General features: G+C 37.0%; 16 protein-coding genes and 1 other RNA gene. 4 read left to right on the top strand and 13 right to left on the bottom strand.

Translation table 11 applies throughout. The features are described 5' to 3' along the window. Positions 1-44: 44 nt before the first annotated feature. The 3 genes from JOC83_RS11355 to JOC83_RS11345 form a co-directional block, all read right to left on the bottom strand. Complete coding sequence (locus tag JOC83_RS11355; RefSeq protein WP_205187337.1) at positions 45-680, bottom strand: S-layer homology domain-containing protein; 636 nt, start codon at positions 678-680, stop codon at positions 45-47. Positions 681-933: 253 nt separating this feature from the next. After that, positions 934-1,200 (bottom strand): hypothetical protein, encoded by a 267-nt coding sequence (locus tag JOC83_RS11350; protein ID WP_239583491.1) that lies wholly within the window; start codon positions 1,198-1,200, stop codon positions 934-936. A gap of 204 nt (positions 1,201-1,404) precedes the next feature. Next, positions 1,405-2,445: a C45 family autoproteolytic acyltransferase/hydrolase gene (locus JOC83_RS11345; protein ID WP_205187336.1), complete on the bottom strand. Its 1,041-nt coding sequence runs from the start codon at positions 2,443-2,445 to the stop codon at positions 1,405-1,407. 117 nt (positions 2,446-2,562) lie between these two features. Between JOC83_RS11345 and shc the strand changes: the two genes are divergently transcribed. After that, a complete protein-coding gene (shc, locus tag JOC83_RS11340; RefSeq protein ID WP_205187335.1) occupies positions 2,563-4,455 on the top strand; it encodes a squalene--hopene cyclase in 1,893 nt (630 codons plus the stop codon). Between the two features lie 144 nt (positions 4,456-4,599). Here the strand turns inward: shc and JOC83_RS11335 are convergent, their stop codons facing one another. The 6 genes from JOC83_RS11335 to JOC83_RS11310 form a co-directional block, all read right to left on the bottom strand. Then, a complete protein-coding gene (locus JOC83_RS11335) occupies positions 4,600-5,181 on the bottom strand; it encodes a GNAT family N-acetyltransferase (protein WP_205187333.1) in 582 nt (193 codons plus the stop codon). 93 nt (positions 5,182-5,274) lie between these two features. Further along, complete coding sequence (locus JOC83_RS11330) at positions 5,275-7,191, bottom strand: vWA domain-containing protein (protein WP_205187326.1); 1,917 nt, start codon at positions 7,189-7,191, stop codon at positions 5,275-5,277. An 11-nt stretch (positions 7,192-7,202) separates the two neighbouring features. Next, positions 7,203-8,081 carry an ATP-binding protein gene (locus JOC83_RS11325; RefSeq protein ID WP_205187324.1) on the bottom strand — a complete coding sequence of 293 codons (879 nt, stop codon included), beginning with the start codon at positions 8,079-8,081 and terminating at the stop codon, positions 7,203-7,205. 128 nt (positions 8,082-8,209) lie between these two features. Beyond that, on the bottom strand, positions 8,210-8,437 hold the full coding sequence (locus JOC83_RS11320) for a DUF2187 family protein (protein ID WP_205187322.1): 228 nt from the start codon (positions 8,435-8,437) through the stop codon (positions 8,210-8,212). A 332-nt stretch (positions 8,438-8,769) separates the two neighbouring features. Continuing rightward, a complete protein-coding gene (locus JOC83_RS11315) occupies positions 8,770-9,066 on the bottom strand; it encodes an AzlD domain-containing protein (protein WP_205187320.1) in 297 nt (98 codons plus the stop codon). Continuing rightward, positions 9,063-9,791, bottom strand: a complete 729-nt coding sequence (locus JOC83_RS11310) for an AzlC family ABC transporter permease (RefSeq protein ID WP_205187318.1) — start codon at positions 9,789-9,791, stop codon at positions 9,063-9,065. Before JOC83_RS11310 ends, JOC83_RS11315 begins: the two co-directional genes overlap by 4 nt. 207 nt (positions 9,792-9,998) lie before the next feature. On the opposite strand from JOC83_RS11310, the gene JOC83_RS11305 reads away from it, so the two are divergent. Next, positions 9,999-10,568 (top strand): XRE family transcriptional regulator, encoded by a 570-nt coding sequence (locus JOC83_RS11305; protein ID WP_205187316.1) that lies wholly within the window; start codon positions 9,999-10,001, stop codon positions 10,566-10,568. 79 nt (positions 10,569-10,647) lie between these two features. On the opposite strand, the gene JOC83_RS11300 is transcribed toward JOC83_RS11305, so the two are convergent. After that, a complete protein-coding gene (locus tag JOC83_RS11300) occupies positions 10,648-12,003 on the bottom strand; it encodes a hypothetical protein (protein ID WP_205187314.1) in 1,356 nt (451 codons plus the stop codon). A gap of 121 nt (positions 12,004-12,124) precedes the next feature. Here JOC83_RS11300 and JOC83_RS11295 point away from each other — a divergent pair, with 121 nt between their 5' ends. Then, entirely contained in the window at positions 12,125-12,739 is a 615-nt protein-coding gene (locus JOC83_RS11295; RefSeq protein WP_205187313.1) for a hypothetical protein, read from the top strand. Positions 12,740-12,757: 18 nt separating this feature from the next. Here the strand turns inward: JOC83_RS11295 and JOC83_RS11290 are convergent, their stop codons facing one another. Both JOC83_RS11290 and JOC83_RS11285 read right to left on the bottom strand, forming a co-directional pair. Then, positions 12,758-13,195 carry an RDD family protein gene (locus tag JOC83_RS11290; protein ID WP_205187312.1) on the bottom strand — a complete coding sequence of 146 codons (438 nt, stop codon included), beginning with the start codon at positions 13,193-13,195 and terminating at the stop codon, positions 12,758-12,760. 5 nt (positions 13,196-13,200) lie between these two features. Next, complete coding sequence (locus tag JOC83_RS11285) at positions 13,201-14,601, bottom strand: ankyrin repeat domain-containing protein (RefSeq protein ID WP_205187311.1); 1,401 nt, start codon at positions 14,599-14,601, stop codon at positions 13,201-13,203. A 322-nt stretch (positions 14,602-14,923) separates the two neighbouring features. On the opposite strand from JOC83_RS11285, the gene ssrS reads away from it, so the two are divergent. Then, positions 14,924-15,105: non-coding RNA, 6S RNA (gene ssrS / locus JOC83_RS11280), on the top strand. A 92-nt stretch (positions 15,106-15,197) separates the two neighbouring features. On the opposite strand, the gene JOC83_RS11275 is transcribed toward ssrS, so the two are convergent. Then, positions 15,198-15,953 (bottom strand): spore germination protein GerPC, encoded by a 756-nt coding sequence (locus tag JOC83_RS11275; protein ID WP_239583490.1) that lies wholly within the window; start codon positions 15,951-15,953, stop codon positions 15,198-15,200. Positions 15,954-15,983: the final 30 nt, after the last annotated feature.

Raw genomic sequence — 15,983 nt, 5'->3', positions numbered from 1 at the left:
CAAAAGGCATGACCAACTAGTGGTCATGCCTTTTATATTTATTCTTAGTTTTCAAAGTCTTGTGCTAAAAGTGCACGATAAACAAAACTTGCGAATTGAGCACGTGATACCGGTTCTGTCGGCTTAAATTCTGATACAACCGTTACTTCGTTTTGTGCCAAAATTTCAATATAATCTTGGAATTCTGGAAACGCCTTATCTAAGTCTTTAATGTTTGTTTGAGCTCCCTCGACATAGTCAAGACCAAATTCTTCTACTAATACTTTTGCCATTTGCTGACGCGTAATGTTTTTAAATGGCATAAAATATCCGTTCGCTCCTGTCATGACACTCATTTCGTGCATTAAGTTTGCTGCTACTACTAATTCTTTGTCTGAATAGGTAACAGGTAAGTCTTTAAATACTTGCATACTTGGTTCTTCATCCACATAGTAGAAACGTGAAATCATTTTTGCTGTTTGACCACGAGTAATGTGATTGTTTGGCTTAAACGTCCCATCCTCATAGCCTGTAATGATTTCTACATCAGTAAGGAATTCAATTGCCTCATAGTGTGGATGGTTTGTAGGTACATCACTGAATACGGATTGTGCACTTGCGCTAAATGGAAGCGCTGAGCTAGCTACAACCAAAGCAGCTGCTGTTGTTGCAACTAATTTTTTCAACTTGTTTTTAAACATTGCAAAACCCCCTAATTTGGTAGCTCAACTATTATATAGAATAGACAACAAAACGACTGCCTCATCTATCTAGAAAATAGTACCATGAGAAAACTTTCTATTAAATAGGTCATCCGTACTTAATAACAAGCTTTCATTATCCATTATAACCCATTCTTTTAACCTATTAAATTTCATATTTTTATCTCTATTTCTATCTTTTGTATAAATAAACAGTAAAAATGCTCAGCTCTTAAAAAGCTGAGCATTTTTACTATCCGACAATTGCTAATACACCAAGAACAGACACGGTGAAAATTAAAGCTATATGCCCGATAATAAGCCAAGGTTTATATTTCCCTCTGCGTGCTTTAATTGCAGTAATAAAGCCAATAATAGGCGTAATGGTCATAATAATAACCCATATTTTTCTTAAAATATCTGAATCTAAATAAAAGCCTGTTAGCATAACGATAAAAAGTATAATCGTTAAGAAAAATAAAAACCCAGGTATAAATAAAGAAATCCCTCTACCTCTCATGACTATCACTTTCTTTCTATAAAATTACACGTACCTATTAACCGTAACATGTTCAGAACTATTTGACAATATCACAGGTAGATATTAAGAATGTCCCAAAAGGCAGTACAATTTTAAAAAGTGGTTTAATCGATCCTCTCTTATTTAATTTGACTAAAGGTTAAAGGCAAGAAATGTTGAGGGCTAACCCACATTGTGTGGCTCCTATTTAAAAGGAAAAACTTCGGTTGTCTCAATGTTTCCTTTTATTTTTGTAATATGCACAGGCATTCCTTTTAACCAGTCTCCAAATGAGAAAATAAGTGGTTTCGCATTCCCTCCAATTCCAACGATGACTTTTAGCTCGTTTGGAATATAAACAGCCGTATGAATGGTTCCAGCCGAGTTGTGATAATCACTTTTAAAAATAGGACGTTCTGATGAATTAAATAATGTAAATGCATCAAGAGCTGTTAATGTATCTGTTGCGTGTTCTTCTAAATGAGCTAATCTTTCTTTCGATTCTAGAAGATGATGACGATTTTCATCTCGTAACCCATCGAAATGATTCGTACAACTCATACCTTCTCCTCTTTTTACAAAAATACCTCGCCCAGACGCTTCTACAATGGCTGCATGTCCATTTGAATCATAAATGGAATAATTAAAAGCATGTCGGTGCGGAATCTTTTCTAATAAGGTAATAGCCTCGTCCGTTGTCGCACACGTGTCTAAAAGAAAGCGAGCAATGGTACAACAAATAAATCCATCCACTTCTCTTCGTCGATTTACAAAATGATAGCCAACGACAAGCCCCTTTTCATTCATTCCATCAATTCGCCCAATCATTCGTGTTGCAAAACCAATACTTGCATACGCTGATGTTGGCTTCCAAATAAGAAAGCGTCCTTCATATGTTTTTGGATGATAATCATAATTCCGAGCGTAATAACCATGTTGCATAAGGGCAGAGCATCCTGACTTTTTCCAGTGTTGTTGATAGCCACTGTACTCGTGAGCCACATCTTCCATCGACCAGTCCAATCCTTCAGCTAATCCTTCTAATTCTTCCCACAAATGCGGAGCAAATCGCTCGTAATACTCTTTTGCTTTTTGTACATTCACTTTGTAGTTCCGCATTGATCGTTTTCGTCTAACTTTATGATTATCTGCTAACTTCGAATCACGATGAACGCGCCCTTGTTTATTTCCCAATTCTCTATATGTTCCTGTTCCTTGAATGACTTGTACTTCAATTTGTTGCACGTTCCTTCCCTCCGTTACCTTTTTCTACATTGTGCATGAGGTTTTTATACTTTTGCAACTTTAAACATACCCTCTCTTTTGGATGAATAAAGTAATACCATTGTGAGGTGAAGATAAATGGAAAATGAAATAAAAGCAAACCTTTTAAAGCGCATAGATGCATTGCGCACTCATCAACATTCAGATGGCTCTTGGCGTTTTATGTTTGAAGGTAGCGTAATGACAGACGCTTTTATGATTATGACATTACGGGCTTTAGATATAGAGAACGAAGCGCTCATTAAACAACTTGTTGAACGAATTTTATACATGCAAACGGCTGACGGTGTATGGAAGCTATATGAAGATGAAAAAGCAGGCAATTTATCTGCAACGGTTCAAGCATATACAGCGCTTCTGTTTTCTGGCCATGTAAAGAGAGACGATCGCTTATTGCGTAAAGCGGAGCGCTTCATTTTGCATCATGGAGGTTTAGAAAAGACACATTTTATGACAAAGTGGATGCTTGCTGTTCATGGTCTTTATCCATGGCCACGGTTTTTTTATGTACCTCTTTCTCTTTTATTACTACCAACCTACACTCCATTGAACTTTTATGAATTAAGCACGTACGCTCGTATTCACTTTGCTCCCATGATGATTGCAGCAAATAAAAAAATGAGCATTAAGTCAAAAAGCACACCTGATATTCGTCATTTATTTTCATCACCGAACCGAGATTTGCATGACACCTGGTATGACGAATATCGGTCTGTTTCTTCCTTTTTGACAAACGAACTAAAAAAGCTTGCAACCTTCCCTTCTTATATTCAAGGCCTTGGCTATCGTGAGGCTGAACGATATATACTAGAACGAATTGAAAAAGACGGGACATTGAACAGTTATGCAAGCGCTACATTTTTTATGATTTATGCGTTACTCGCCTTAAACTATCAAAAGAACAGTCCTGTTATTCAATCTGCCATCTCAGGTCTGGAGTCTTTGGTGACAAAAACAAACGAATTTTATCACTTAGAAAACTCAACATCAACTGTTTGGGATACTGCACTTTTAAGTTATGCTTTACAAGAAGCGGGCGTTTCAAGTGACGATGAGATGATTCAGAAATCACTTCGGTATTTACTAAAAAAGCAGCATACAAAAAGAGGAGATTGGCACATTCATAATCCAGGCGTTTCCCCTGGAGGATGGGGGTTCTCTCACATTAATACAATAAACCCTGATTTAGATGATACGTCTGCTGCATTACGCGCCCTTTCTCGCAAAGCAGCGATTGATGAGAGCGTTCGAGCAGCTTGGCAGCGTGGAACCACTTGGCTTTTATCGATGCAAAATCAAAGTGGTGGATTTGCGGCATTTGAAAAAAACACCGACAACCCGCTTTTTACGTATATTCCGCTTGAAAATGCACAAGATGCCGCTACAGATCCTCCTACTCCTGACCTAACTGGTAGAGTGCTTGAATATGTAGGGAAGTATGCAGGGATGAAGCAGCATCATCCATCCATTCAAGCAGCTGTTAAATGGCTTTTATCTCAACAACACCGAAACGGAAGTTGGTACGGTAGATGGGGCGTTTGTTATATCTATGGAACGTGGGCTGCCGTAACAGGCCTACGTGCAGTTGGAGTGGAACGCTCTCACCCTCAACTAGCAAAAGCCGTTCAGTGGCTTAAACAAATTCAGCACGAAGACGGTGGCTGGGGAGAGTCTTGCGAAAGCGCAGCTGTTAAAACCTATAAACCTCTGACCTTTAGTACTCCCTCTCAAACTGCATGGGCACTAGATGCGCTCATTTCCGTTTGCCGCAAAGAGGATGAAGTCATCACACGAGGGATGAAATTTTTATTAAAAGCCCATGATCTCCCAAAAAGGCAGCTTCATTACCCAACTGGTATTGGCTTACCTGGGCAGTATTACATCTACTATCATAGCTATAACGATATTTTTCCAATGCTCACATTTGCTCATTATCTGCACAAAAAAAAGACTGAATCCAACAGAACATGAGTCGCTCCATTTGAATCAGTCTGCAACATTCCTTTCTCATAAGACGTTGTAAAATGAGTGGGTAAGGGATGTTGCATTTCATCCTCTTTTTTATTTGTCGTCACTTTCTTTCTCACCTATTTCAACTTTATAAGCCCACTTTAATTAATGAACGGTTAAACAACCACGTTTTGCTTGTACGTACTCTTCTTTTAAAATGGCATACATACAAAGATCTCTGTATTCTCCCTTTAAATGCATGCCTTTACGAATAAGTCCTTCATAAGCCATTCCTACTTTTTCTAGCACTCGCTTCGACTGTTCGTTTTCCTTTAAACAGCGAGCCGAGATACGAACAAGTTCCATTTCATTAAAACCTAGTTCTAATAAAGTTTGTAGCGCCTCTGGCACATAGCCATGTCCCCAATATTCTCTTGAAATAGCGTATCCTACCTCTGCTGAACCATGCTTTTTGTTCCATGAAACGAAATCAATGGTCCCTATCATTTTTCCATCTTCTTTTCGCTCAATCCCCCAAGGTGCTAGTTGCTTTTTTTCATATTGAGCAAGCGCATATTGTACAAACTTCTCACTCTCTTCAATGTTTTCATGTGTATCCCACGTTACATATCGAGTCACTTGATTATCTGACCCATATAAAAAAATATCTTTTGCATCTTCCATCGTTAACTTACGCATTCGCAATCTTTTCGTTTCTAATGTCGGAAACTCTTTGTACATCTCCATCACATTTCCCCCTCAACATCTCTCTCTCTTCATTATACAAAATTTTCAGACTAATTAACACAAAAAGAGAGTAGACATCTACTCTCTTAAAGGCTAAATACTTTTTTGTAGCAACTTACGAAGAAGCGGGAATAATACATCTGGCAGCTCTTCAATATTGGGAACGAGAATACTGAACTTACCATAAATATTTTGAATGGTTCTTTGCTGTGCTTCTTCAATTTCACCATTTGATAAGAAAACGTTAATGACTTCAATGTTGTGCTTACGCGCTTCTAATACTGCTTCATGTGTATCAACAATTCCATTTTGCTCATACCCCATTGCTGCAGGTTCACCATCTGAAAATACAAGTAAAAACTTTTGTTTTTCACTACGTTTTAATAAGCGACGTGTCATATGACGAATAGCAAATCCATCGCGATTATCTTCTTCAGGCTCTAATTGCATAATTTCAGCACCGCTTTTTCGTCTCAAGGAAGACTGAAAATCAATCACTGTATTTAAATAGTTAGGCTGACTCGTTTCTGTCGCATCATTTGTATCTTCCCAAAACCCAACAATTTGATGTGGAACCATGACAGACTTAAGCGCTTCGTGAAACAATGTAATCCCTAGCTTTGTTTCATCCATTTTGTCATACATCGAGGCAGAACAATCAACTAACAGTGAAAATACCGCATCAATTTGTGGAGATTCTTGATCTTTTTTATAAAACATTCGTGGATTATCATCGATCCACAGCTTTAAAAGCTTCTTACTCAACCTTCCCATATGAAGTTCGTTACGTGGAAGGTTCTTCTTATGCTCAAGCGTTTTTTGAATCATTTGCTTTAGTTTTTTTTGATAAGACGCAATTAACTTTTTGTTTTCCTCATACGCCCGTTGCTCATTCACACTTGGAATGCGTGCATCTTTAAATATTGGATAAGCAAATTTGTTTTCTTTTCCATACTCGTTGTCTTCTCCGCCTTCATGCGCGTTTTGCTTATTTTCCATCGCTTCCATTTGGGAATAATCATTGCGAGACGTCTTTTGGGCGGAGCCTTGTACAATTCCTAACGCTTGATCACCATCGTCTCCTTCACGTACACCTTCACCAAGCAAGTCTGTTTTAGATCCTTGTTCCATATCAAATTGTAAAAAGCTTTGTGTTGGCTTACTCGTTTCACGATGCCACATCTCCATTTTCTCTTCATGAAGATCTTCTTCTCCGTCTTTTTCATGTTTTAAAATATCATCGTTGCTTAACTTCGATTTACGTTTTAAATCATCAAACGTTAAGCCTTGATCCATCTCTTCATAATTTAATTCTGGAAGAAGAAAATACGTATTCAACATATCTTGTTCTAAAATGTCATCAAATACATCCATCAGTTCTAAACAAATTTTCGCGATATCTTTTGTTGTTTTTGCTTCATACACCTTCGTTAGCTTGTTACGAATAAACGGCATTGCAAGGTCAATTGACTCATTAATATGGGGCACTTCTTCAAACGGATTATCAGACGTTAAAAGCAAGTATACCCCGTTAAATAAGGCATCTGTTTGTACACTTTTAACAATGTTTGTATTCAGTTGTGTAGCAAAATATTTACGATACAAATCACGACGAGTTGCAAACACTTTCTTTGTACCAGGACGTTCTTTTTTACAAAGCTCCTCTAAACGAGTGTCTTCAAATAGCATAAACAGCTGTTTTGCTAAGCTAGAGAAAGACATTTTTCGAATTTGCTTAATGTAGCGATCAACCTCTTTAAAGTCGCAATGCTTATAACTTCCAATACTTCGTAAAAACAAGTCACTTTTTAGTCCATGAATCATGTCTTGTCGTGGACGATTATCCCAAAAGTGACTTAAATAAATAATTTGATTCAATGGATCATAATAAGAAGATACTCGATACTCTACCTTCACATTATCATTCTTTGTTAACGTCGTCGTTAAATCTGCTAGCTCCATATATAAAAAAGAATCAATGTTTTTATCGTTAAATTTAATAAACCTCATGGTTCAAAACCTCACTCAAACAGCGTTTCTGCAATGTTTTGAATGGCTGCTTTTTCCCTTTCATCTTCTAGCTTTTCAATAATTCCACGCTGAATCGCACGAATTGGCGGTAAGTAAAGCGCTAAATCACATGTATCAATAAGAGCGCGGATAGAAGCTGCTTCTTCTGAAACATGACCGCTGCGAACTTGCGTAATTAAATCCGATGATAGCGTCACAAATTTGTCTAGTAGTTTTTCATCTTTTAATGCCGATTGTGATAATAGTACTTGCTTTAGGCTATCTCCTTGAATATAAGGCACATCAATTACAACGAAACGGTTTTTTAAAGCTTCGTTTAACGGCACCGTTCCAACATAGCCTTCATTAATGGCAGCCACTACCCCAAATGTATCTTTTCCTTTAATGACTTCACCTGTAAATGGATTCGTAATCATTTTACGATAATCAAGTACACCATTTAAGATGGGTAGTGTTTCTGGTTTTGCCATATTGATTTCATCAATATAAAGAAGATGACCTTTTTTCATTGCTTGAATGACAGGACCTTCTACAAACTCAATGCTTGTCTTTCCATCACGCTCTGAAATGGTTTTAAAGCCAAGTAATGCTTCCGCATCTAAGTCAACGGAGCAGTTGACACTATGCATAGGCTGCGAAAAAATACTTGATAATGTTTCTGCAAGCTTCGTCTTTCCTGACCCAGTTGGACCTTTTAACAGGACATTTTTGCCTAATGATAGCGCAATAATGGCATCCACTAAAATGGCATCTTCAGACGGTGTATACCCGCTTTGGCCGATTAAGTAGGAATCCTCATTTAAAAATGTTCCTTTTCTATTTTGAAGTAACGCTTCAATTTCTTTTGGTAATGTTAAATTAAACGACATACACAAAACCCTTTCTACATTTACTACTTATTCTATTGTACAAGAAAGCTCATTGATTCACAAAAATGATGCCACATAATAACAAGAGTGCCGGACGCTTTACTGTCGGCACTCTTACACGTTTTTTATCACTTAATAATTTTGTAATTGCGGTGATTAATGACGGTTTTTCTTGGTTCGCCTGTTTCTTCACTTTTTCCTACGTCTACAATCACGGAATTTTCACGAACAATAATAACCGTTCCTTTTTTCCCTTTTAGTTCACCTGTTTTTAATTGAATCGTATCGCCTTCTTTTACTTTTGAAGCATTTGGTGACTCTTTGCTTGGTACTGGCTTATTTGCTTCGTTTTCCATCTTTAAACCCCCTGCAAGTTATTATTGTCTTTATTGTCCCAAAGTTTGACACTTTTAAACAAGTGATACGCTCACTAATTAATCGAGCATACCATAAATCCTATTTAAATGAATACCCTTTTACTGGCTACTTCATTCTATGTATTGTTTTTATTTAGAACATATTTTTAATAGATATTATTATACACAAAAAAAGTCTGAGTTAAAAGAGCTAAAAAGCATCTCATTTTAACTCAGCCCATTACACCTCTTCCCCGTAAAATTCAGCAAAATTTATGGATGGGTGAGTGACTTTTTGCATTTAATAATTCTTGATACTACTTCAACTGTCTCTACAAAAATGAAAGGCCGAACACCACACCAATGGAACCAAATAAAATGAGAAAGATATTTAAGCCCAATGATGATAATAGTACGGCAGTAATGGCACCAAGAAAACCAATATGAGGTCGATCTGGGTAAACGGTCAACACCCCAGGAAAAATAAGCGCACCGAGCGCTGCATAAGGAATAGCTGACAACCACTTATCCAACCACGCAGGCATCGATAATCGATCAACAATGAATACAGGGATGATACGGGGAAGCAATGTTGCTATTCCCATACCAATAATTAATATCCACATCATTTCTCTTCACCTCTCATTAAAAAGATGCCACTACAACCACCAAGTAACGTAGCTAGTACAATTGACCATCCACTAGTTAAGAATTGACTAAACCCATAATTAAAAATCATACTAATGAATGCAATGATGCCAAAGCGCCATTCTTTTTTTACGGAAGGTACAAGAAGTGCAATAAACATGACATATAAAGCGATCGTCATACTTTGACTTAACGCTTGGGGAATAAATTCTCCTACAAGTCCACCAAGAAAAGACCCAAACACCCATGTCAAATAAGAAGCTAGAATCAGTCCCCCATAAAAAAAGTGACTTTTTTCTTCATTGGCCTTCTCTGCATTCATGGATGACAACGCGAATGTCTCATCTGTTAAACCGAACGACATGGATAGCTTAAACTGAAATGGTATCACTTTTAATGCATTCATTAATGATAAGCTCATAATAAAGTGACGAAAATTTAAAATAAACGTTGCCACAATAATCTCAACCACTCCAATACCTACTGCAATCATATTGGCGGCCATAAACTGACTTGCACCGGCAAACACAAACGCACTCATGGCTGTCAGTTCATAAAGAGTCAACCCAGCTTGCTTTGCTAACAGCCCAAACGTAATACCAATTGGTAAATATCCAATCATAATAGGGACTGCTGCTGCCACTCCTTTCACAAACGGATGTGACTTTGGCCTTATCAACACTACTTCTTCACGGCTAGTTTCCATCACGATCTCCCTTTCTAGCTACGTATACGTTCATTATGTAACCGTAACACTACTTACATCTTTTTCTATCCATTCTAAAAAATTCCCCTAAACTGATTTTGATGTAAAAATAAATGATATTTTTTATATCTTCAACCTATTATAATATATATTTTGTATAATAAAATATATATTTAGAATTTTTCAACTAATGAAAGGGGAATAAAGATGGAGCAAGATTTGAAGCAATACGCTAAGCAAATTGGAGAAAAAATCAAATTATTACGTACAGAAAAAGGATTTAGTCGTGAGGAATTAGCAGATCATGTCGGAGTTAGCAAACTAACAATTGGGCAAATTGAACGAGGAGAAGGAAACCCGACAGTAACCGTTCTCTGGAAAATCGCCAGCGGCCTAGCCGTTCCTTTTGCTGCGTTGTTACATATTGAACATGAAGTGGAGATTTCTCGTGTAAACGATTCAATGAAGTTAACAGATGAGCATGAAGTGTTTACAGTAGAGCCGACTTTCCAATTATATAATGCACGTTCTCTTGAGATGTATCGAGCAGTCATTAGACAGGATAGTATGTATGAAGCTGACTCTCACTCAACAGGCGTATATGAGTACGTAACTGTTTTATCTGGCCGCCTGCTTATGAAAATTGGTGAAACAAGCTATCTCATTCACCCATCCGAAACAATTAAATTTCATGCCAATCAACCACATTGCTATATAAACGAATCACTCGATGAACCTCTCGTACTACAAATTTCCATTAGTTATCAAGCACCGTAAGAAAAAGGCTGCATCAAAAGGAGCAAAGACGCTCTATTTGACACAGCCTATTATCACTTTTATCCGTTACCTCTGACATCTATGATTCTTCAGTTGGTGTAATTGTTACGTTATATGTTTCTTCGATGACCTTTTCTGCTTCTTCGTATCTCTCATCTTTTACACTAAATAAATGATTGATAGCCTCATCACGAAGCTTATAAAGAGCAGAAATATAGTCTCGATTCAAATTCACCATTTGTAAGTACGTTGAAAGTGTTATTTTATTTTCTTGTTCAAGCACTTCAAATGCCTTTCTTGTTACCAACAGCTGTTCTTGTAACAAGTCATGCCATTCTAGACGCCAATCTAAAATATAATTGCTACGCTCTGCGTATTCACTCTTCATCGCCTGTTCTTTTCCTAAATGCCGATCTTGCCATTTTCTAATGAGCTCTTTTGTACGATTAAACTCTTCAGATAATTGATCGTCATCAATAATTGTATACGACCCGTCTAACGTATCAGCTAGCAGCTTTAAACGAGCACTCTCTTCCATTTCAATGATATGAACAATCGGCTTTATCGTAAAAGATTGTACATCTTCCGCTACTAGAGAAGGTTTCGTTAAACATCCATCAGCTTCATCACTGAATACATGTAAAATGTTTGTATAGGAAGCGTCGTCAAATGCTTGAAAATCATGATAAACCTCCTGAATACTTGCTTTCATTGATATGTGCTCATTAGTCTTTGTTGTATTTAAAGCTTGTTCAAATCGTTCCTCGTCATAAGGTTTTATATCGTACAAAGCTTCTCTATACTCACAAGAAGTTTCTTCATTAGAAGGAACGCGACTATAGATGCGAAAGCCAACATTTACGCTTGGCGGTAAGGACGTTAAGAAAGGCTGAATTTCTTCCTTCAACTGCTTACGCGCCTGCTCTTCTTCTAAATCTTTCTCAGTATACATAAGTAGATAAATGTTCATGTTTTGTTTAAACTGATAACGTTCATCTTCTACATTGTCTGTTCCAAAAGCTAGTTCTTTCCATTTTTGAACAACTTCTTCTGGACCTGTATATTGCTTTTGAAAACGAGACGCTACTTCGTCAGCATAAGCTCTAACAAATGCTTCATTACTGACTTGTTCTTCAGTTAGCACAGGCATGTCCGCTACCGCATTTGTAATCTCTTCTACTTGATCTTTTTGAAGATGTGAATAGGTTCCTTTAGGATAGCTCATTAATTCTTCCATCGTAGTAGGCAATGTTACTTGCTCAAAAGGAAAAGAAACAGATGTTTCAACTTCTATGACTTCACTTTCTTTTTGCTTAACTAGTTCTGGCTTTTCATCTGGCTCAGGCTCTGACACGTTATTCGTTGAACAAGCTGTTATCATTAAACATACACTGACCATGCTCATTCTAATAAGTGTTTTCACATTTAACCTCAATGTTTTGCCCCTTTCATCTCTATTTCGTTTCATTATTTGAACGGCTTTGTTCGTTATCGCACACTAGGAAGAGCACATTGACATGATGTATGATACGATGAACAAAAAAGAGGAGTTGATAATGACGATGTTTGTCATTTGGATTGGTTTGCTTATTTATGCGTTTTTTCTTGCACCTGGAGAGAGCATTCTTGAAGATGAACAATTTCACCTCTTACTACGTGGTCAATTTGAGCAAGTAGATCCACTCATTTTAATGATCTTTTCTTTTTTAGGTCTATATCCTTTCTTATTTGCCTTTCTTATCTTACCACAAGATGACAACAAACTGCGGGCTTTGCCCTTTGTTTTTCTTTCTTTTTTCTTAGGAGCCTTTGCTTTGCTACCTTACTTTGTGTATCAAGGACTCAAGACTGAGAAGACCACTCGAACACCAAACCGTCTTTTCACTGTCAAGACATCTCGTATCATTATTATTGTTCTGCTTATCCTCGTTATTTTCCTTTATGGATTTGGTTTATTTACCGGTTCTTTCTCGGCTTATCAACAAGCTTTCTTTTCTTCACAATTTATTAGCATTATGACGGTCGACTTTTTTGTACTCACTTGGCTCTCTTATCATGTTTTCAACCATAAGTATCATCACCCAAGAAATGCCTTGGCTCTCCTTCCACTAATCGGGTTTCTTATTTTATTAGCCTCAATGCCCAATCAACAAAAAAGAGAGGGTGAATAATTCACTCTCTCTTTATACTTACAATTCAACTGATTTTTCCGCACCAGGCTTTGCATGCGTTACATATGTGCCAGCAATCATATCATGAATTGAACGCTTATCATCTCGAAGCGCAACCATAAATGCACTAACAATAAGACCAATTCCTAATGTAATTCCATAAATAAGTCCTGCTACTATTGCACGTAATAACATTGTACCAAATCCAAGTTTGTTGCCATTTACTTTTACAATACGAACGCCACAAATGCGTTTTCCAACCGTATACCCCATCCAAAAAATTGGTACTAGTAAGTAATATAGCGTACTAACAAGATTAGTAGACCAATGTCCCTCTTCGATACTTCCCGAAATAACAAATCCAATAATTGATAACGGCAATCCAATGATGAGAAGATCTAATAAATTGGCGCCTAAACGAATCCAAAAACCTGCTGGTTGTACAACTCCATCCATTCTAATCACTTTCCTTTCTTTGCTGCTTGTTTTAATAAAGTTGTAATTTCTGCGTTTCCATTTTCAACTGCCTTCATAAGTGGGGTACTCGCGTAATAATCAGACGCATTTGGATTAGCTCCTGCTTCTATTAATACGCGAACAGCCTCTACATTATCACTATAAACCGCATGAGTTAATGCCGTATAACCATCGCTGTCTTCATACTCAACGTCTGCACCTTGTTCAATTAAAAATGACATCATTTTCGAGTTTCCTAACTCAGCTGCACTCATAAGAGGGGTTATAAACATGTCACCATCTTCTATATCGACATTTACACCTTCATTTAATAGTAACGCAGCTGCCTCTATGTTATCAGACTTGGCAGCCCAATGTAAGGACGTATATCCTTGATCGTCTATGTCATCGACCGCATAACCTTCTTCAATTAACCTTTGTAACTCATCAATGTCATCTGTAATAATCGCTTGAGTGAATGGTGAAGGTTCTCCATAAACACTCTCTTCAAATTCACCTATGGTCTTGTCAAAGAAATAGTTCATTGAATAAACCATGCCAGCTATACATCCGCCAAACAATAGAAGAATTATAGGAACAAACAACCACACTTTCTTTGATCGCTTTGTTTCTAAGATTACATCTCCGGTTTCACCCATGAACACGCCAACCTCATGAATTCGTTTTGGTAATGGAGGGTGTGTTGACAAAAACTCACTAAACCAAGCAAAGAACCCCTTCTCCTCCTGTGCTTGTTTTAGAAATTCATCTCTGTTTACGTGCTTATATAGCAATTTACCAACACTTAAAACGGTTAATCCATTTTTCGCACTTTCAGCATTGTTTGTGTAATATGCCGCGTAGCGGTCACATGTATATTCACAAGCACGTAAATACATCTCACCTATACCAGGAAGCCACATCGTAGGCAAAATGAATAGTGATTTTGAAATATGATTTCTTTTAATATGAGCTAGCTCATGTGCAATCACAAACGACAGTTCGTCCTCATCGCCTTGTTCGATAAGCTCAAAAATTTCTGCATACAATACAACCATATTACGCCCAAAAAATCTAGTTGCAAATGCATTTAACGCTCCACCTGATTGCATAACATATACATCAGGTACTTGTTGTAATCCCATTTCACTGCAGAGTTGTTTTGTTTTTTCATATACTTTAGGAAATTGCCTCTCATTCAATCGAACGGCATTTGTCCGAATATAGCCAATCATCAAGCCATGAATAAATAATGATAAGAAAATCATTGCTGCAACAATGAAGATTCCAACGATTGATATACCTAAACCAACGTAGGTTAAAATACTTAATACAAGTACGAGTGCAAAATAGCGTCTTTCATAAGGATACACAAGCTCTTTTTCTATCAGCTTTTCTTTGACCACTAATCTCTTTTCTCCTTTTGATAAAATAAACAAAAATTTCATGAACAGGAAGATTATATAGATTATTTGGTTATTTGTATACAGGAAAAATGAAGTAATGAATTGATAAATATTGTATCTCTTTTCGTTTATTTTTTTATAACTAGTTATAATCTACCATTGCATTTACTAGCATCTATCATGTATAGTGTAAATACAGAAAGTAAGGGTGTATCCTTCCTTTCAATATTTAGAGAAGACATTCTCTCTTGCCAATGGGAAACGTTCCTTTCAACAAACTACTCATCATTCTCTCGTTTATGAGAGAATGTATACATATATGACATACCTGCGATGCCCGTATACTCATGTTGTCTTAAACCTTTGAGTGTTAATCGGGAGTTCAATATCAAGCTGCAGATAACATGCCCGCTCCTTAGTGGGACGTTAAAACCGGCTGTGCGAACACCCACCTAGTCGATCTGGGTGATTAAGACACTTCGGGTTACGACAGAGCGGGATGTCTATATTACAAACTCCTTTTTAGTTGAATGGAGTTTTTTATTTCAATCTTTTAAGTTTACATAATATTATTATTGAAAATAAAAAAGATGACGTCATTCGTCATCATCCTTTTCATCTTCCTCTTTAACTTGTTCTTCTATTAGCATGTTTAACCATTCTGGATATTTCTCACCTTGATGTTCATTCACCACTTCAACAACGTCGGTTTCTTGCATCTTAGACATAATGTCATGAATATTATTTTCATCCCCATAAATGTTACCAAACCCTTGGTTATGCTTTTTGTTACTTCTGAAGCCTGTTGGAAAGTTATTACCGAAATTAACCGCCGAAGCATCTTCAACAGTCCCAATATGAATATCCCCAATTGTAAAAGTTGAAGACAGAGATGGTGTCTGATTATGAATCATTTGACTCCTTTTTTTCTTCTCTTGTTGATCCAACTCTGCTTTACTCTCTAGCTTATAAGGAACACTCTTTCCATTGATTTTCACTGTAATCTCTGTATCAGTTGCTTTACTTTTATAGTGGTGCTTTCCGTTCTTTTTGCTATTAAAAGATTGCCTTTTTCTTACTTGCTTATGTTTCTTATCAAACGGTTGAGAACTGGCATTTTTTCCAGAAAAGGTATCGCCTATGTTCAACGTTCCACTAAGTTCATCTATATCAATCGTATCTAAATGATAGGAGAGTTCTTCGATGTTCAATGTCTCAATATGTTGTATGTCTAAATAATAGGAGGGCTGTTTATTCTGTTGAGAACATTCATTTAGCTGTTTCTCTAAGCTCGTTAACCTTCTCTCAATTCGTCGAAGAATATCCATCATTCGAGTTTCATCCATGTCCATGCACTTCATCCCCTATTTGTTTTAGCACTT

Origin of the sequence: Priestia iocasae (assembly GCF_016909075.1) — a bacterium.
GTDB classification, from domain to species: domain Bacteria; phylum Bacillota; class Bacilli; order Bacillales; family Bacillaceae_H; genus Priestia; species Priestia iocasae.
This window is presented reverse-complemented; position numbering and strand designations above follow the sequence as displayed.